Below are 17,746 nucleotides of genomic sequence, written 5' to 3'. Positions count from 1 at the left end.
GCGTATGCCGCTTCTCAAGGACCGGTCTTGATGCTCGGGCTTTTAACCCCCTCCCCTTAAAGGAGGGGGTTTTGCGTTATAGGATGTGGACGGGAGAGGTCGCCCGCGCAACAATTCTTCAGGACGCCGTAAACTTCACCGTCACGCCGCGCTGGCGAAAATAGGCCTGCATCAGCTTGCGGCCCTGACGATTGTTCTGCACGATCCGCGCCGGGTCGAACTCGGCTTCCTTCTGGCCAGCCTGGGTCAGCGCTGCCTTGAGGGTTGCGATATGCGTGTCGAGATCGGCATTGTTGGCCTGAAGCGATTGATAAATGCGGTTTGTCGCTTCGGCTACGGTCGGTTCGCTCATGGTATGCTCCAGTCATTGTTTCGCCGGCGCTTAGCACACTTTCTGGCACGACCCAATTGCGATCATGACTGCCGGCGTCAGCAGATACCCCATCCGAGGGATGTTATTTTTCGTGAGGGTGGAAACCACGCAGTATCATTGCACGTATTGGCTTTGGACAGACAAACGCCAGCACCACCTGGAGATACGCCATGTTTCTGCGACGCCAGTTGCTGATCGCCTCCGCTCTTGCCCTGACCAGCAATGCAAGGGCGCAATCCGATCCTTGGGCAGAGCTTCGCACTGGCGCGGCTCTGGTGCTGCTTCGTCACGCGATTGCACCCGGAACCGGCGATCCAGCGAATTTTGCGATCGGGGACTGCAGCACGCAGCGCAATCTCTCCGCGCAGGGCATCGCTCAGGCGGGCCGTATCGGCACGCTCTTCCGGGAGAACGGCGTGGCGCAGGCGCGGGTCTTTTCCAGCCAGTGGTGCCGCTGCCTCGATACCGCTAAAGGTCTTGGTCTTGGACCGGTCGAGCCGCAGCCGCTGCTCAACTCGTTTTTCGGCAGTCCCGAAGATGGCAGGCCGCAGACGCAGGCCCTGCGCGCCTGGATGACGGGCTTGCCGCCCGGCCGGCCGGTTGTGCTGGTCACCCACCAGGTCAACATAACCGGGCTTACCAACATCGTTCCTGCCAGCGGCGAACTCCTGTTCGTCACGGCACGTGCGGCCGATCCACTGACGGTGATCGGCAGGGTCGCCGCTGAGTAATAGCAGCGAAGGGAAATGCTTTTCGCTCCTTAGACCTGCGCTGCGAGCAGCTCTTCGGCGTGTCCGCGACCAAACCAACCTTCACGACGTGCTGACCGACAATGACGCCATCGTGGCCGAGGTCGCTGCCGGACCGGCCTGCGCCAACCATTCACTTCGCACCGGCGTGATTTTTCTTAGCCCCGGCCCTTCTCTTGCCGGATTTGTTCCCGTCTATTTGAATATGCACATCGAATCGCCCGGCCACTGACCGGGATCTGCTCCATGGCTATCTTGCCGCATCGCGGCAGCGGCACAGGATTCGGCAATCGCCGGGCCTGATGGATGGATTTCCGTAAACGGCGGCGAGAGGAAGGACGGGGACTTTGGAGGCTTTCTACATCATCCTGCTGGTCGGCACGGTTCTGGTGTTGGCTGCGGCCTTTTCCAGCCTGCTTGCCTTCCGGTTCGGCGCTCCCCTGCTTCTCGTCTTCCTATCGATCGGCCTGCTCGCCGGTGTCGATGGTCTTGGCATCCGCTTCGAGAACTACTCCTTCACCTTCATGCTGGGGTCGTTGGCGCTCGCCATCATCCTGTTCGACAGCGGCTTCGGCACCTCGCTCCACTCCTTCCGAATAGCCGCGGTTCCGGCGCTGACGCTCGCGTCCGTCGGCGTGCTGTTGACCGCCGGCGTCTTCGGCGTCGCGGCGAAGTATTTCCTAGGCTTCAGTTGGCTCGAAGGCTTTCTGCTCGGGTCGATCGTCGCTTCGACTGATGCCGCCGCGGTGTTCTTCCTGCTGCGCATCGGCGGCATCAACATACGTGACAAGGTGCGCTCGACGCTCGAAGTCGAATCCGGCACCAACGACCCGATGGCGATCTTCCTGACGATCGCGCTGTCCGAGCTTTTGGCCACCGGCCAGGGCTTCGGCGGCCTCGACCTGCATTTCGCCGTCATGTTCCTCGAGGAAATGGGGCTCGGCGTAATCTTCGGCCTGCTCGGCGGCTTGATGATCGTCTGGGTCCTGAACCGCTTCACCTCCGATCGGGGTCTGGCGCCAATCCTCGTCCTGACGCTTGCCCTGCTCGTGTTCGCCTTTACCGGCGCGATGGGCGGCAGCGGCTTCCTTGCGGTCTATGTGGCCGGCATCTACTCGGGCAATCGCAAGATGTTTGCCAAGCACCAGATCACGCGCTTCAACGAGGGGCTGACGTGGCTGGCGCAGATCATCATGTTCCTGGTGCTCGGCCTGCTCGCGACACCATCCCAGTTCCCGATCCTGCTCGTGCCGGCGATCGGTCTGGCGCTGTTCCTGATTTTCGTCGCCCGCCCGATTGCCGTGTGGATCAGCCTGATGGCCTATGACTTCACGCAGCAGGAAATCGGTTTTCTCTCCTGGGTCGGCCTGCGCGGTGCGGTTTCCATCCTGCTCGCCATCACGCCGATCCTGTCCGGCGCCGAAAACGGGTCCGTCTTTTTCAACGTCACCTTCATCATCGTGCTCGTCTCGCTTCTTCTCCAGGGTTGGACGATCAAGCCGGTGGCGCGGTATCTCGGGTTGATCATCCCGCCGCGGATCGGCGCCGTCGACAAGCTGGAACTCGACCTTCCCGGCAAGGCGACCCATGAACTGATCTCTTACCGCGTCCTGAAAGACAGCCCGATCCTGTCCGGCGAACGCATTCCCCGCTGGGCCATGCCGTCGCTGGTCATCCGCGACGGCCGCAGCCTGCGCTACCAGTATGCCGGACGCCTGCGGGAGAACGATCAGGTCTATCTGTTCGTGACGCCGAACTACACGAAACTGCTCGATCGGCTGTTTGCGAGCCGCGTGCCTGTCGATGATGACGATGCCGAGTTCTTCGGCGCCTTCGCCATCTCGCCGACACGGCCCGCAACCGAACTGGACCTCGCCTATGGTCCGGGCCTGCTCTCGGCAACCGAGCAGGCAATGACGATCGGCGAACTGATGCTTTCCCGGCTGGGCGGCAAGACGGAATATGCCGACCGCATGCGTTTCGGCTCGATCGTGCTGATCGTCCGGGAAACCGACGAGCTTGATCATGTCACCAAGATCGGCGTCTCGCTGGAACCGGTGGAGCCTGCCACCAAGCTGCCGATTTTCATCAACATGCGCGAAATTGCCCACCGCATCCGCGACCAGATCCGCAAGTATCGCGGCAAGCCGGTGCCCGGCCGCCCCTCCGCCTGAACATCGGAAGACCGGCACGCAGGTCATTTCGTTCGTCTCACAGCCTTGCGCCGTCGGACAAGAATAGTATGGTCCCGCCACCCTTTATCAAGCAACGGGATCAGTAACATGCCGGCCTTCAAGACCCTCGACGACCTCACCGATATCGCAGGTAAGCGCATTCTCGTCCGCGTCGACCTCAACGTTCCCGTGAGCGACGGCAAGGTGACGGATGCAACCCGTATCGAGCGCGTTGCCCCAACGATCACGGAACTGTCGAAGAAGGGCGCCAAGGTCATCCTGCTTGCCCATTTCGGCCGCCCCAAGGGTGAACCGGTCGCCGACATGTCGCTGTCGCAGATCGTCATGGCCGTCAATGAAGTGTTGGGTCAGAAGATCCTCTTCGCATCCGACTGCATAGGCCCTGAAGCGGAAGATGCGGTCGCTTCGATGAAGAACGGCGATGTTCTGCTTCTCGAAAACACCCGCTTCCACACGGGCGAGGAAAAGAACGACAGCGGCTTTACCGAAGAACTGGCGAAAAACGGCGACATCTACGTCAACGACGCCTTTTCGGCCGCGCACCGCGCCCATGCCTCCACGGAAGGTCTTGCCCACCGCCTGCCCGCCTATGCCGGCCGCACCATGCAGGCGGAGCTCGAAGCGCTGGAAAAGGGCCTCGGCGAGCCTGCCCGCCCGGTCGTTGCCATCGTCGGCGGCGCCAAGGTTTCCAGCAAGATCGATCTGCTGCAGAACCTCGTGAAAAAGGTGGATGCGCTGGTGATCGGCGGCGGCATGGCGAATACGTTCATTGCTGCGCAAGGCATCGATGTCGGCAAGTCCCTCTGCGAACATGATCTCGCAGACACCGCCCGCGCCATCATGGCGGAAGCCGAAGCGTCCGGCTGCACCATCGTGCTGCCGAGCGACGGCGTCGTTGCCCGCGAGTTCAAGGCGAATGCCGCAAACGAAACCGTCGCGATCGATGCCATCCCGTCTGACGCGATGATGCTCGACGTCGGCCCGAAATCCGTCGAAGCCGTCAACGAATGGATCGGCAAGGCCTCGACGCTGGTCTGGAACGGCCCGCTCGGCGCCTTCGAGATCGCGCCATTCGACACCGCGACGGTCTCCGCTGCCAAATTCGCAGCTGCCGAGACCAAGGCCGGCAGGCTGATTTCGGTCGCCGGTGGCGGGGATACGGTGGCAGCACTCAACCATGCGGGCGTGGCCGACGATTTCTCCTACGTTTCGACCGCTGGCGGCGCCTTCCTTGAATGGATGGAAGGCAAGGAACTGCCCGGCGTTTCGGTTCTGACAAAGGCCTGATCGGCCAGCGTTCGGAGAATGCCTCTTGGTGAGTCAGAGGCGCGGGAGATAGGCTTCCGCGCCCGATCGGCAAGGCGGATTTAAAGAAATTCAATATTTTAAACGATTGAAACGATTTCAATCGTTTCAATGGCTTAGAGCATCATTTCCCTTTAAAAGAACTTCTGTTATCGGCGGGAGAGAACTTCGGATATGCTCTCCAATATCGGGCTCTCCGAAGATTGAATGGGCACACGCGCGCAACGCGCCATTGTGAGGGATAGGAGCGATTATGGTAGACGCGAAGATGTTGGACAAAGTCAGGTCGGCGCCCGGTTTCATTGCGGCGCTTGATCAGAGCGGTGGTTCGACACCCAAAGCGCTGCTGCTCTACGGCATTGCCGAAACCGAATACCAGGGCGACGAAGAGATGTTTCGCCTGATGCACGCCATGCGCGCCCGCATCATGAAGGCACCGGCCTTTACAGGCGACAAGGTTGTCGGCGCCATCCTGTTCGAGCGCACCATGGATGGCGATGTCGATGGCGAACCTGTTCCCTCCTACCTCTGGGAAAAGCGCGGCGTCGTCCCTTTCCTGAAGATCGACAAGGGCCTTGCTGCCGAAGAAAACGGCGTGCAGCTGATGAAACCGATGCCCGATCTCGACGCTCTCCTGATCCGCGGCCGCGAAAAGGGAATTTTCGGTACAAAGATGCGCTCGGTGATTGCCTCTGCCGACAAGGCCGGCATCGCTGACGTCGTGCAGCAGCAGTTCGAAGTCGCGCGCCAGATCATCGCACAGGGCCTCGTTCCGATCATCGAACCGGAGATCCTTATCAACAGCACGACCAAGGCTGAAGCCGAGACCATCCTGCGCGACGAGATCGCCCAGCAGCTCGATACGCTCGGTCCGGGCGAAGACGTGATGCTGAAGGTAACGATCCCAACGGTTGCCGATTTCTATGCGGATCTTGCCGCTCACAAGTCGGTCGTTCGCCTCGTTGCCCTGTCCGGCGGCTACAGCCGCGTCGATGCCTGCGAAAAGCTGAGCCACAACCGCGACATGATCGCGAGCTTCTCGCGCGCGCTCACCGAAAACCTGCGCGTCTCGATGAGCGATGCAGATTTCGACGCGAGCCTGGCTGAAACCATCGACGGGATCTATTCCGCGAGCGTCAACAAGGCATGATGCTCTAACCCTGATGCTGCGGCATCGGGAACACGAACCTGGAAAAGGCCGCCTCAGCTTTAATAGCTCTGGCCCTTTTCATGGGAGGAAGAGGCCGCACCGGGGGGTGCGGCCTTTCTAGTTTCCAGACCCTGCCCAGACAATCAGGATTGATGTCTTCCATCAAAACCATTGTCTGGTGATGGGAGATCGCAGGCTCTAGAAGTTGGTTTTCAACTGGGGAGCCTGTCCATGCCTGTTGCCGATTTCGTCACCGTCGATGTCTTTACCGACCAGCGCTTCTTCGGCAATCCGCTTGCGGTCATCACAGACGCCCGCGGCCTTTCGGGCGATGAGATGCAGGCGATCGCAACGGAGTTCGGCTATTCCGAAACCACGTTCGTGCTTCCACCGGACAATCCAGCCAACACGGCGCGCGTGCGCATCTTCACACCGACGACAGAGGTTCCCTTTGCCGGCCATCCGAATGTCGGTACTGCCTTCGTCCTTGGAAACCTGCCCGACCTGTTCGGCAACGCTTTAGGCAACACGCTCCGCTTCGAGGAAATCGCCGGACTGGTCGAGATCGACCTGATCCGGGAGGGCGATGTGGTTGTCGGCGCAACCATCCGGGCACCGCGGCCACTTGAACTGGGCGCCGAGATCGAGCCCGAACGTATCGCCGACTGCGCATCCATCGGCGTCGAGCATGTCGTCATGCACAATCACGCACCCGTCTTCGCATCGGTCGGCTTGCCATTCGCAGTTGCTGAGTTGGACGGCCTGCAGGCGCTCGCCGCGGCCAGGCCGGATCTCACGTCATTCCATCGCGCGGCCGAGATCGGCCCGGGCGATCAGATGGAGTTTTCGCTGTTTCTCTATGTCCGTGATGCCAAGGATCCCCTGCATATCCGTGCCCGCATGTTCGCACCGCTCGACAATGTGCCGGAAGACCCGGCAACGGGTAGCGCGTCTGCAGCGCTCGGCGCGTTCCTCGCGACGCTTGACCCTGAAACTGACGCCGATATCCGCATGACCGTCGAACAGGGTGTGGAGATGGGCCGCCGCAGCGTGATCGAGCTCGCCATGGTCAAAAGACAGGGTCACGTCACCGATGTGCGGATCAGCGGAAGCTGCGTGAAGGTGATGAGCGGCCGGATCGAGCTGTAATCAGCCGACGAACTCGCGCAGCAGCAGTGCCACGGACCAGAGCGCGAAGGCGACCAGCGCCAGCTTCCAGAAATCCATTCGGCGCCTGAGGCCCGGGAGGTTCAATGGCTTGATGATCTGCACGACCATGGCCAGCATCAACAGGACGGAGATTGTTTTTGTCATCTGTCTTTCGTCACTGTTTCAAAGGCTCGCCACAGGCTGGACATTTTTGCTCTCCACCACAGTTAGACCGGGAGGAGAATCGGGGTCTGTTGCGTCATGATCTCTGATCTGCCTTACCTTCGTTAACGTCCTGTGCCGGTCTGCGCAACATCGCTCCGGCACGGCAGGGCGGATCACCGACCACGAAGAGAGCTGACAGTATAGACGATGAGCCGTAATCTCCTTCCCGTTCTCGCCCTCCTCACTGGTACGCTCTTTCTGTTCCTCGGCAACGGCCTGCAGGGTCTTTTGTTGCCGGTGCGCGGTTCGATCGAAGGTTACTCGAACGAGGTTCTCGGCCTCCTCGGCACAACCTGGGCCTCAGGTTTCGTCATCGGTTGCTTCGTGGCACCGAATGTCGTGCGCCGCATCGGGCACGTTCGCGCTTTTTCCGGCTTTCTGGCCCTGATCTGCCTCAACGTGCTTATGACCGGCCTGCTGGTCGATGACGTCGCGTGGCTCATCCTGCGGGCAATCACCGGCTTTTGCACTGCCGGTACGTCGATGATCATCGAAAGCTGGCTCAACGAACGTGCCACACCGGAAAACCGGGGCACGATCTTTTCCTTCTATATCTCCATCACCCTGTTCGGCGTTGTCGGTGGCCAGTTGATGGTGCCGTTTGCCGATGTGACGCTGCCGACGCTGTTCATGGTCTGCGGCATCCTCTACTCGATCGCCGCCCTGCCGACGACGCTGTCCAAGGCTGCGTCACCACAACCGCTGAAACGCGCGCGGCTGGATCTCAAGGGACTGTTTCGAAACTCGCCGATCTCCTGCGTAGGCATTCTCTTGGTCGGCATCGCCAACGGCGCCTATGGCACGCTCGGCGCCGTGTTCGCCACCAAGGTCGGCCTCGACAAGGGATCGGTCGCCGCAATGGTCTCGATCACCATCTTTGCCGGCGCGATCATGCAGTTTCCGGCGGGCCGGTTGTCGGACAGGCTGGACCGCCGTCATGTCCTTGCAGTCCTCTCCGGCGTCAGTGCTCTGGCAGGCCTTGCCGTTGTGCTGGTTGCGCCGACCAACGTCTACACGATCGTTATCCTCGTCGCGACCTACGGCGCCGCCGCAAATGCGCTCTACCCGATCGCCGTTGCCCATGCCAACGACTTCGCCCAGCCCGAGGACTTCGTAAAGGTCTCCGGCGGCCTGTTGCTTCTTTACGGCATCGGGACGATCATCGGCCCGACGCTCGGAGGTCCTGTCATGACCTGGGCCGGCCCGCACGCCCTGTTCGGCGTCACGGCTGTCGCCCATCTGATGATCACCGTCTATGCGATCGTCCGAAGCCGGCAGCGCGCACCCGTCCCTGCTGGCGAACGCGATGCCTACACGACGGTGACAGGAACCAACGGACCACTCGCGACACCCGAGGGCCTCTCGCTCGATCCGCGCGCAAGACCCAAGGATGCAGCCGCGTCTGAACAGCAGACGACGCCATAACGGCCAAGGAGCCTTGAAATGTCATTTCTCGACGACGACCGCCCGAAGAAACCCGCAGCTCACGAGATCGGCGCCGATCTATCGCTGCTCTCTGCGGACGAACTGCAGACGCGCATCACCATCCTGCAGGAAGAGATCGCGAGACTGGAAGCAGAGAAGGCGAGGAAGGCTGAGGGTCGCAAGGCCGCTGACAGCTTTTTCCGGACCTGATGTGCCGGACTAAGAATAAACCGCAAAACCACGACCAATCTTAAGCAAACATTAATCATTAACAGAGAATATAGCGATGTTCGGTTCTGCCGGACTCAGACAGTTTCACCGCTCGGCGAATGGTCTGATTTCTCCCTGTTTTACCTTGAGAGCCGCTTTTGCGGCTCTTTTTTTTGGCTGTCAGTCCGTACAAGCTCACGCAGCCATCAAAAACCCGTGCCAAAGGCCATTTTCAGGGGACTTGCGCTTTCGCAAGATCTGTTTCATTTCAAGAAGATCGAGGGCGTTTACCGGTTCCTGTGGGTATTAACCTTTCATTAAGAAACGCCTTGCGGATTTCCAGTATAAGGATCATGTTCACTTCATTCAGCGGGCCAGATGGAACTTTTTGAGCCACTTCGCCATTGCCTGAGTAAGAAAGCATTAGCAGGAATGAATTCGATGTCCGAGCAGGGATTGAACACAGTGAGTTTTGCGGGCCGCGCCGCAAGCTCTGCCCAGTTCAAGTCACTATACTCCGAAGGCATGGCTCTTGTTGAAGAGACAGCAAGCTATCTGGACGGTCAGGGTCGTGCTGCATCCAAGGTTCTGCCGCGCATGGCCTCAGTTTTGTATGCAGCTGAATCCATGCGTCTGACAACTCGCCTGATGCAGATGGCATCGTGGCTTCTGCTCCAGCGTGCCGTCAACAACGGCGAGATGAGCCGCGATCAGGTTCTTTCGGAAAAGAGCAAGGTGCGTCTCGACGGCTTCAATGTCGATCGCAATGCTCCGGGCTGGCTCGATCTGCCGGAAAGTTTCCGTGATCTTGTCGAACGCTCGCTTCGTTTGCAGAACCGCGTCGCTCTTCTGGACCGCGAAATCTATCGCGCCCCGGAAGCCGTTGTCATCTCCGACAACGAAAACAGTGTCCGCGCCCAGCAGAACCTGCTTCACACCGCATTTGGTGGCTGAGATCTGAACGTCGACAGTCCAAAGGCAGGCATTGGGCCTGCCTTTTTGCGTTTGGGACTATGCAGATAGCGACGCCAGATAGGCGTTGACACTGTCACGACAGTCCAGCCGGTGTTTCGGGCCCTCGAAGGCGCTGAACATCCGGTCATGCGCCTCGAATGAATTCCAGTTGTTGTGTCGGAAGCGATAGCCCGCCACCCAATGGAGTAGCTCTTCGAAGGACGCAACGCTTCCCCCACCCTGAAGACCGCGATGGCGAATGTTTTCGAGGCAGACGTCGTCGGCGATGTCGAGGAAAATCAGCGTCGTTGCCCGGGCGATGGCGAGACTGGCAAGCCGGCCATAGACGCCCTCGATCAGCCAGACATCCTGTGCTGCAATCCGGCGAACGTCGTCGTCAACGACCTGCCTATCACGGGCGATGCCGTAACGCCCCGGCTCCCAGTGGACGTCGTCCAGATGAATCGGGTGATGGCCGAGCGCCGCCCCCATCCTTGTCGCAAGCCACGTCTTACCCGATCCGCCATTGCCGAAGATGAGCACGCGGCAGAGCGGAAGCGGTAGCTTGGACAGACAGTTGGCCTTCTCCTCCATGCCTCCTAGAAAAACAAAAAAGCCCGGCTTTCGCCAGGCTTCTTTTGTCAAAATGCAAAAAGCGATTAGAGGCCGAGACCGCCGAAACGCTTGTTGAACTTGGAAACGCGGCCACCGCGGTCCAGCATCTGCTGGTTGCCGCCGGTCCAGGCCGGGTGCGACGTCGGGTCGATTTCGAGGTTCATGGTGGCGCCTTCGGTGCCCCAGGTCGAGAACGTCTCGTATTCGGTACCGTCGGTCATGACGACCTTGATCTTGTGGTAGTCGGGATGGATGCCAGCCTTCATGTCGATATTCCTGCTCTGCGAGGTCCATTCGTCGCATTGCGCGAGCAAGAACCGTCTTTAATGAATGAAGCCGCAAACCGGCGCGGTCACGGCTTCCCAATTGGATGCGGAGCCTATACAGGAAGGGCGCCGCAAGTACAAGTCCCCGAAAGGCTGAGATTCCGCTGCCCGGGGGCCATGGAGACGACATGGCCGAAAGCCGAGAAAATCAGAAGAAAAACCGCAGTCTCAAGCCGCTTTCCCGACTGCTCCCCTATCTTTCCCGCTACCGAGGCATGGTTGCCGGCGCGACTTTTTTCCTCGTCCTTGCCGCCTGCACCACACTAGCGCTGCCGCTGGCTGTCCGCCGCATGGTGGATCATGGATTCGCATCCTCCGACGGACATTTCATCAACAACTATTTTGTCATGCTGTTCGTTCTGGCGGTCCTTCTCGCGATCGCAAGCGGCATGCGCTACTATTATGTCATCACCATCGGCGAGCGCGTGGTGGCGGATCTTCGCCGCGAGGTCTTTTCGCATGTGACGCGGCTGTCCGCTTCCTTCTTCGACGTCAACCAGTCCGGCGAGATCGTCTCGCGACTGACCGCCGATACGACCCAGATCAAGTCCGCCTTTGGTTCTGCCGCATCGCAGGCCCTGCGCAACACCATCCTCTGTCTCGGAGCGATGGGCATGATGGTCTATACGAGCCCCAAACTCTCGGCTCTGGCACTCGGCGCCATCCCGCTGATCGTCTTTCCGCTCGTCGGCTTCGGCCGCTCGGTGCGCCGCCGGTCGCGCGCCGCACAGGACATGCTGGCCGCGACCTCGGCATATGCAGCCGAAACGATCGGCGCCACACGCACCGTTCAAGCCTTCACCGGCGAGGCTGTCGCCACCTCGCGCTACAGCGACACGGTCGAGAATGCCTTTGAGGCCGCCCGCAAGTCGATCCGCGCCCGCGCGCTTCTGACCGGCTTCGGCATCGTGCTGATCTTCGGCTCGATCGTCGGCGTCCTCTGGTACGGCGCCCAGAGCGTGCTTGCCGGCACGATGACACCGGGCACGCTCGGCCAGTTCGTGCTCTATTCGGTGATTGCGGCAAGCTCGCTCGGCACACTGTCGGAAGTCTGGGGCGAACTGTCGTCTGCAGGCGGCGCCGCCGAACGGCTGTCCGAACTGCTGGATGAAGTGTCCGCCGTGCGTGACCCGGAACACCCGAAAGCGCTCCCCTCACCCCCGCGCGGCGATGTCGCGTTCGACAGCGTCTCGTTCGCCTATCCGGCACGCGTCAGCGCCATCACGCTCAATGCGCTTTCCCTGCATGTGGCACCGGGAGAAACTGTCGCCATCGTCGGTCCTTCCGGTGCCGGCAAGAGCACGATCTTTTCGCTGCTGCTGCGCTTCTACGATCCCACAGCCGGATCGATCCGCCTCGACGGCGTCGACCTCCGCCATGCGACCCTTGAAGACATCCGCTCACGGCTTGCGATCGTACCGCAGGACGTGACGATCTTTGCAGCCTCCATCCACGACAACATCGCCTTCGGCGTCCCGAACGCGACCCGCGAGGCCGTGCGTGCAGCAGCGATCGCTGCCCAGGCAGACGAATTCATCGCGAAGCTCGACAACGGCTATGACACGCTCGCCGGCGAACGCGGCATCACCCTGTCCGGCGGCCAGCGCCAGCGGATCGCCATCGCCCGCGCCATCCTGAAGGATGCTCCGGTCCTGCTGCTCGACGAAGCCACCTCGGCGCTCGATGCGGAAAGCGAAACACTGGTGCAGAAGGCGCTCGACGGTCTCATGCGCAACCGCACCACGCTCGTCATCGCCCATCGCCTTGCGACGGTGTTGAAAGCTGACCGGATCCTGGTCCTGGAAAACGGTCGCGTCGTCGAGGAAGGCACGCACCAGAGCCTGGTGGCGGCTGGCGGTCTCTATGCCAAGCTCGCGCGGCTGCAATTCCATGATCTCGAGCAAACTTCCGTCAGCGCGATCTGATGGACGCGACCCTCATCATATCCGCAGATCTGGATAGTCTGCTCGATGACGTTCAGCAGCGCACCTTCCGGTATTTCTGGGATGGTGCTCATGCGCAGAGCGGTCTCCCCTACGACAAATGCCTTCTCGACGGCACACCCGGCATCGATGCGATCTCGATCAGCGGCACGGGCTTTGGTCTGATGGCAATTCTGGTCGCCTGCGAGCGCGGCTGGATCACCAGCGACGAGGCGCTGGTTCGCATTACCACGATTGTCGAGAGCCTCGAACTGGCACCGCGCTACCACGGCGCGTTCTCTCACTTCATCAATCCCGCTACCAGCGCAATGATTCCGTTTTCTGCGCTGGATGATGGGGGCGACATCGTCGAAACGACGCTTCTCCTTCAGGGCCTGATCTGCGCCCGGGAATATTTCGCGGCAGAGACCATTTCCGAAAAATCGCTGCGCACCGCGATCACCCGGCTGTTCGACGAGGTCGAGTGGACCTGGTACACCCGCGGCAAGACCGACGGCCCGATCTACTGGCACTGGAGCCCAATCAACGAATGGGCGATGAACCTGCCGATCACCGGCTGGAACGAGGCGCTTTCAACCTATGTCTTTGCCGCCGGCTCGGACACGTTTCCGATCGATCCGCAGAACTATCACTGCGGCTGGGCACGCAACGGCGCCATGAAGAACGGCGAGGAATATTTCGGCATACAGCTGCCGCTGGGCGAACCCATGGGCGGGCCGCTGTTCCTGTCGCAATATTCCTTCTGTGCGCTCAATCCACGCGGCCTGTCCGATCGCTACGCCGATTACTGGCGCCAGGCGGTCGCGCATTCACGGATCAACCGCGCCTATTGCCTGACCGTGCCGGAATATGCCGCAGCCGGCGTCTGGGGTCTGACGGCATCGGAAGCCCAGGCCGGCTACGCCGCCAATTCGCCGCTGGTCGATTTCGGCGCGATTGCACCGTCTGCAGCACTGTCGAGCTTTCCCTTCGTGCCCGGCCATGCGGAAGAAGCCTTGCGCGCCCTCCTTGCCTATGAGAACGGACGGCTGGTCAATCGCTTCGGCTTCGCCGACGCGTTTGCGCCAAAGACCGGCTGGGTCGCATCGACCTACATCGCTATCGACCAGGGTCCGATCGTCGCGATGATCGAGAACCACCGCTCGGGTCTGCTGTGGAAACTGTTCATGGCCGCTCCGGAAGTGCGCCGCGGCCTCGACCGGCTGGGATTCCGCTATCCGGCCACTCCGCCTAAGCACAAAAACGCCGGCACCTGATCACTTTGCGCGTTTGAACGTCCATTTGACGACATGATCGCCGTTGCGCTTGATCTTGGTCTTCATCTTCAGCTGCACCGATTGCTCGCCGAACGCAGCCTGCGCCTCCTCGAAGGCCCGACGCGCCTGCGCCATCGCCTCGTGGTAGGCGGTATTGTCGCGGCGAGGCGTATCTGCCACCGCCTTGGCGATCGCGTCGATATCGGGCTTGCTGTAGGTCATGTCAGCGTTCGGTAAGCTTCAGTTCGATGCGGCGGTTCTGGTTTCTGGCATCCGGCGTATCGCCAGCCGCGATCGGCTGGAACTCGCCAAAGCCCGCGGCCACCAGGCGGTTGGCCGGCACGCCCTTCGAGATCAGATACTTGACCACGGACGTCGCGCGCGCAGACGAAAGCTCCCAGTTGTCGCGGTAGCGTCCGGTGCCGGAAAGCGGCGCGTTGTCCGTATGTCCGTCGACCCGCAGCACCCAGTTGATCTCAGCCGGAATTTCCTTGGCGAGATCGAGAAGTGCGGCGGCAAGCTTGTCCATCTCCACGAGACCGGCCGCATCGAGTTCGTTGCCGCCGATCGGGAAGAGAACTTCCGACTGGAACACGAACCGATCGCCGACGATGCGGATATTTTCGCGATCGGAGAGAATCTCACGCAGACGCCCGAAGAAGTCGGAGCGGTAGCGATTGAGCTCCTGTACGCGGGCCGCAAGCGCCACGTTGAGGCGACGACCAAGATCCGAAATCTGCGCCTGCGAGTTGGCGTCCTTCGTTTCCGACGCCTGCAGTGCCTGTTCGACGGCGGCGATCTGGGCCCGCAGCGCCGCGATCTGCTGGTTGAGAAGCTCGATCTGGCTCATCGCCCGGGCGCTGACCTGCCGCTCGTTGGAGAGTTCACCCGTCAGAGTGGTCACGCGGGAATTGGCCGCGTCGCTTGCACCACTGCCCTGGTTGAGAAGCTGCTGCAGCCGCGACCGGTCGCTTTCAGCAACCGCCAGCGACGATTGCAGGTTGGCGAGCTGGTCTTCGATATCCTGATTGTTGCCCTTTTCCAGCGCCAGAAGCTCTGTCAGTTCCGCGATCTGGCTGTTCAGCCGGTTCAGAACCTCGTCGCGACCGGAAATCTCGCGGGTGAGCAGAAACTGCGCCAGCACGAACACCGTCAGCAGGAACATGATCGCCATCAAAAGCGTGGTCAGCGCGTCGACGAAGCCCGGCCAGTAGTCCACGCCGTGCTGGCGGCGACGGTTCTTGCCCAGCGCCATGGTCTACTTGCTCCCGATCTTGTCGGACTGACCGATCTTGTCGGAGAGCCGGTCCAGTGTACGCCGCAGGGCCTTGGACTCCTCCTGCTGCGCCTCAATCCAGTCGCGCAGCATCTGCTGCTCGTTGCGCATGTTCTTGACCAGCCCCTGAATGCCTTCGGCAAGGTTTGCCATGGCAGCAAGCGACTTCTCGTTCTGCTGGACATCACCGCTGCCGGTTCTGCCCTGAGCCGCCGCAATCTTGCGCAGCTCGTCGGCAAGCGTCTTGAATTCGCCGGAGGAACCAGCTGAAAGCCCTGCCGCCGCAACCGGCGCGTCCGATCCCGTATCGGTCACCGATGACAGCCAGTTTTCGAGTTCCGTATAGAAGCGGTTCTGCGCACGTCCTGCCTGGAGATCGAGGAAGCCGAGGATCAGCGAGCCCGAGAGGCCGAGCAGCGACGAGGAGAACGCCGTGCCCATACCGGCAAGCGGCTGCGCAAGACCGGTCTTGATCGCCGACAGAATGTCATTGGAGCCGCCGGCGCCCGGATCGAGCGCACCGATGACGTCGCTGATCGAGCCGATCGTGCCGATCAGGCCCCAGAACGTGCCAAGCAGGCCGAGAAACACCAGGAGCCCGATCAGGTAACGGGACGTATCCCGAGATTCGTCGAGGCGGGTGCCGATCGAATCGAGAATGGAGCGCAAGGTTGCGGTCGAAAGCGCCGTCTTGCGGCGACCACCGATCAGCGAGCGCATCGGCGCCAGAAGTTTCGGCTCGCGGCCCACCTTGTCGACGGTGCCGGCAGCGCGGAACGAGTTAAACCAGCGCACTTCCGGAATAAGGCCGATGACCTGCAGGAAAACCAGAACGATACCGATCAACAGGACGCCGAGGATTAGACCGTTCAGACCCGGATTGGTCTGGAACGCTTGTGCGGCCTGGCGGTACAGGATCGAGCAGACAAAACCGACGATGATCAGGAAGATCAGCATCGTCCAGAGGAAGGAAGCCGGGTTGGAAAGCTTTTCGGTAAAACGGCGGCGGTTAGCTTCAGTTTCGTCCAGATCGTCCACTGTCGCATTCGCCATAATAAGCCTCGCCTCTGGGTCGCGTCGCGCGGAGGCTAGAGCAAAATTGCGACGAATTGAAGTGTCGCCACGGTGCAAAGACCGGGACAAGCCGAAGTTTTTTCCTCGCCATTTCAAATGACAAGCAGCACTCCGGCCGTCACCGCATCAGCAATCAGCGCGACGGAACCGGACGATTGGAAACTTCCAGCAGCGCCTTCTGGATCAGCTCGTTGCCGGCAACAATGCTCTTGGTGCCGAACATATCGGTCGAACCCTTGATGTCGCTGACAAAGCCGCCCGCTTCGCGGATGAGAACGAGGCCGGCAGCGATGTCCCACGGCGAAAGACCGATTTCCCAGTGACCGTCGAAGCGACCGGCAGCGACATAGGCGAGATCAAGCGACGCAGCGCCAAGGCGACGAACGCCCGCCACTTCGCCCATCACGTGGCGCAGTTCGACCAGGAACTTGCCGTGATCGCCGCGGCCGAGATGCGGCACGCCGCAACCAACCACGCAATCGGACAGGACCCGGCGTGCGGCAACGCGAATGCGACGGTCGTTCAAGAACGCGCCGCCGCCCTTTTCTGCCGTATAGAGTTCGTCGGTGCCCGGGTTGAAGATCACGCCGGCGACGATTTCGCCATTGCGCTCCAGCGCGATCGACACCGCGAACTGCGGAATGCCGTGCAGGAAGTTGGTCGTGCCGTCGAGCGGATCGACGATCCAGCGGTGAGCGCCGTCCGTGCCCTTCTCCTCCTGGCTTTCCTCACCGAGGAAGCCGTAGGTCGGGCGCGCCTTCATCAGCTCGTCATGGACGATCTTTTCCGCCTTGAGATCCGCCTGGGTCACGAAATCGCCCGGTCCCTTGACCGAAACCTGCAGGTTCTGAACTTCGCCGAAATCCCTGGAGAGCGACTTGCCTGCCTTGAGGGCGGCCTGAACCATGACGTTGAGAAGGGCTGAGCGGGCCATGCGGGAAATCCTGATCGTATGGTCCCGAACATGCATCAGCCGGGACGTGTCTGTGGCGAATTGTCTTGATTGGCCGGTTCAAGACCACAAAACCAAGGGAAATTCAAGTCGAAGCCGACAAACCCCGCGTGAACGGACAAAATGCGACATTGCCCGCCTGCCTGCGATCTGCCAGAACGCCGGCTATCGAGATTTTAGGAGTATCGCCGTGAAGATCGCATTGCCATTCGGCATCAGCCTCGGACTTGTGGGCGTGATGACCATGCTGTCGCTGGGTCTGATCTCGGCGCTGCCGGCCGATACCCAGTTGCCGATCCACTTCACCCTGACCGGCACACCGACGAGCACGGCACCGGCCATGATCGCGCTGCTGCTTCTGCCGGCCTGCGCGCTCTTCGTGACAGCCATGTTCGCACTTGGCCCCCGCATGGGCGGCCGTATCAAGGCCTCGCCGGGCATCTACCTGATCGTCTGGCTGGTAACACTGCTGATCCTGGCGCTTGCCCACGGCTTTATCATCCGCCACGCCCTGTTCACGCTGGCGGCGATGAAGGCCACCGCCTGACCACTCGAACTACTGGCGGTTG

At 60.9% G+C, this 17,746-nt stretch carries 19 protein-coding genes; 11 read left to right on the top strand and 8 right to left on the bottom strand.

Features of this window, described 5'->3' with window-relative positions:
* Nucleotides 1-118: 118 nt before the first annotated feature.
* Entirely contained in the window at nt 119-352 is a 234-nt protein-coding gene (locus ACQY1J_RS07825) for a hypothetical protein (protein ID WP_430251112.1), read from the bottom strand.
* Between the two features lie 191 nt (nt 353-543).
* Here ACQY1J_RS07825 and ACQY1J_RS07820 point away from each other — a divergent pair, with 191 nt between their 5' ends.
* The 5 genes from ACQY1J_RS07820 (at nt 544) to ACQY1J_RS07800 (ending at nt 6,921) form a co-directional block, all read left to right on the top strand.
* The gene (locus ACQY1J_RS07820) at nt 544-1,104 is read left to right on the top strand and encodes a histidine phosphatase family protein (RefSeq protein WP_174196150.1); all 561 of its coding nucleotides are present in this window, start codon (nt 544-546) and stop codon (nt 1,102-1,104) included.
* 365 nt (nt 1,105-1,469) lie between these two features.
* Nucleotides 1,470-3,296: a potassium/proton antiporter gene (locus ACQY1J_RS07815; RefSeq protein WP_430251111.1), complete on the top strand. Its 1,827-nt coding sequence runs from the start codon at nt 1,470-1,472 to the stop codon at nt 3,294-3,296.
* Between the two features lie 108 nt (nt 3,297-3,404).
* On the top strand, nt 3,405-4,604 hold the full coding sequence (locus ACQY1J_RS07810; protein WP_430251110.1) for a phosphoglycerate kinase: 1,200 nt from the start codon (nt 3,405-3,407) through the stop codon (nt 4,602-4,604).
* Nucleotides 4,605-4,875: 271 nt separating this feature from the next.
* Nucleotides 4,876-5,772 carry a fructose bisphosphate aldolase gene (locus tag ACQY1J_RS07805; protein ID WP_430251109.1) on the top strand — a complete coding sequence of 299 codons (897 nt, stop codon included), beginning with the start codon at nt 4,876-4,878 and terminating at the stop codon, nt 5,770-5,772.
* 231 nt (nt 5,773-6,003) lie between these two features.
* Complete coding sequence (locus ACQY1J_RS07800) at nt 6,004-6,921, top strand: PhzF family phenazine biosynthesis protein (RefSeq protein WP_430251108.1); 918 nt, start codon at nt 6,004-6,006, stop codon at nt 6,919-6,921.
* Here ACQY1J_RS07800 and ACQY1J_RS07795 read toward each other — a convergent pair whose 3' ends face one another.
* Nucleotides 6,922-7,086, bottom strand: a complete 165-nt coding sequence (locus tag ACQY1J_RS07795) for a hypothetical protein (protein ID WP_092659869.1) — start codon at nt 7,084-7,086, stop codon at nt 6,922-6,924. It abuts the gene before it with no gap.
* A 207-nt stretch (nt 7,087-7,293) separates the two neighbouring features.
* Between ACQY1J_RS07795 and ACQY1J_RS07790 the strand changes: the two genes are divergently transcribed.
* From ACQY1J_RS07790 to ACQY1J_RS07780, 3 genes are all read left to right on the top strand, one after another.
* On the top strand, nt 7,294-8,571 hold the full coding sequence (locus ACQY1J_RS07790) for an MFS transporter (protein WP_062582392.1): 1,278 nt from the start codon (nt 7,294-7,296) through the stop codon (nt 8,569-8,571).
* A gap of 18 nt (nt 8,572-8,589) precedes the next feature.
* Nucleotides 8,590-8,781 carry a DUF1192 domain-containing protein gene (locus ACQY1J_RS07785; RefSeq protein WP_062460843.1) on the top strand — a complete coding sequence of 64 codons (192 nt, stop codon included), beginning with the start codon at nt 8,590-8,592 and terminating at the stop codon, nt 8,779-8,781.
* A gap of 441 nt (nt 8,782-9,222) precedes the next feature.
* Complete coding sequence (locus ACQY1J_RS07780; protein ID WP_062461855.1) at nt 9,223-9,735, top strand: DUF1465 family protein; 513 nt, start codon at nt 9,223-9,225, stop codon at nt 9,733-9,735.
* Nucleotides 9,736-9,792: 57 nt separating this feature from the next.
* Here ACQY1J_RS07780 and ACQY1J_RS07775 read toward each other — a convergent pair whose 3' ends face one another.
* Entirely contained in the window at nt 9,793-10,329 is a 537-nt protein-coding gene (locus ACQY1J_RS07775; RefSeq protein WP_430251107.1) for an AAA family ATPase, read from the bottom strand.
* Between the two features lie 65 nt (nt 10,330-10,394).
* Complete coding sequence (rpmE, locus tag ACQY1J_RS07770) at nt 10,395-10,616, bottom strand: 50S ribosomal protein L31 (RefSeq protein ID WP_062460846.1); 222 nt, start codon at nt 10,614-10,616, stop codon at nt 10,395-10,397.
* A gap of 188 nt (nt 10,617-10,804) precedes the next feature.
* On the opposite strand from rpmE, the gene ACQY1J_RS07765 reads away from it, so the two are divergent.
* Nucleotides 10,805-12,601 carry an ABC transporter transmembrane domain-containing protein gene (locus ACQY1J_RS07765; protein ID WP_430251106.1) on the top strand — a complete coding sequence of 599 codons (1,797 nt, stop codon included), beginning with the start codon at nt 10,805-10,807 and terminating at the stop codon, nt 12,599-12,601.
* The gene (locus ACQY1J_RS07760) at nt 12,601-13,875 is read left to right on the top strand and encodes a glucoamylase family protein (RefSeq protein WP_430251105.1); all 1,275 of its coding nucleotides are present in this window, start codon (nt 12,601-12,603) and stop codon (nt 13,873-13,875) included. The genes ACQY1J_RS07765 and ACQY1J_RS07760 overlap by 1 nt, the downstream gene beginning before the upstream one ends.
* On the opposite strand, the gene ACQY1J_RS07755 is transcribed toward ACQY1J_RS07760, so the two are convergent.
* From ACQY1J_RS07755 to ACQY1J_RS07740, 4 genes are all read right to left on the bottom strand, one after another.
* Nucleotides 13,876-14,097: a hypothetical protein gene (locus ACQY1J_RS07755; protein WP_062460856.1), complete on the bottom strand. Its 222-nt coding sequence runs from the start codon at nt 14,095-14,097 to the stop codon at nt 13,876-13,878.
* Between the two features lies 1 nt (nt 14,098).
* Nucleotides 14,099-15,130 (bottom strand): peptidoglycan -binding protein, encoded by a 1,032-nt coding sequence (locus ACQY1J_RS07750; protein WP_062582385.1) that lies wholly within the window; start codon nt 15,128-15,130, stop codon nt 14,099-14,101.
* 3 nt (nt 15,131-15,133) lie between these two features.
* Nucleotides 15,134-16,204 carry a hypothetical protein gene (locus ACQY1J_RS07745; RefSeq protein ID WP_062460863.1) on the bottom strand — a complete coding sequence of 357 codons (1,071 nt, stop codon included), beginning with the start codon at nt 16,202-16,204 and terminating at the stop codon, nt 15,134-15,136.
* Between the two features lie 154 nt (nt 16,205-16,358).
* Nucleotides 16,359-17,159, bottom strand: a complete 801-nt coding sequence (locus ACQY1J_RS07740; RefSeq protein WP_062461861.1) for an inositol monophosphatase family protein — start codon at nt 17,157-17,159, stop codon at nt 16,359-16,361.
* Between the two features lie 208 nt (nt 17,160-17,367).
* On the opposite strand from ACQY1J_RS07740, the gene ACQY1J_RS07735 reads away from it, so the two are divergent.
* Nucleotides 17,368-17,724, top strand: coding sequence for a hypothetical protein (locus tag ACQY1J_RS07735; RefSeq protein ID WP_062460866.1), 357 nt, complete (start codon nt 17,368-17,370; stop codon nt 17,722-17,724).
* The last annotated feature ends 22 nt before the right edge of the window (nt 17,725-17,746 follow it).

The sequence above is a fragment of the Neorhizobium sp. DAR64860/K0K1 genome (assembly GCF_050500205.1).
GTDB lineage: Bacteria > Pseudomonadota > Alphaproteobacteria > Rhizobiales > Rhizobiaceae > Neorhizobium > Neorhizobium soli.
Note: the sequence above shows the minus strand (reverse complement) of the source record. Positions and strands in the feature narration are given on the sequence as shown.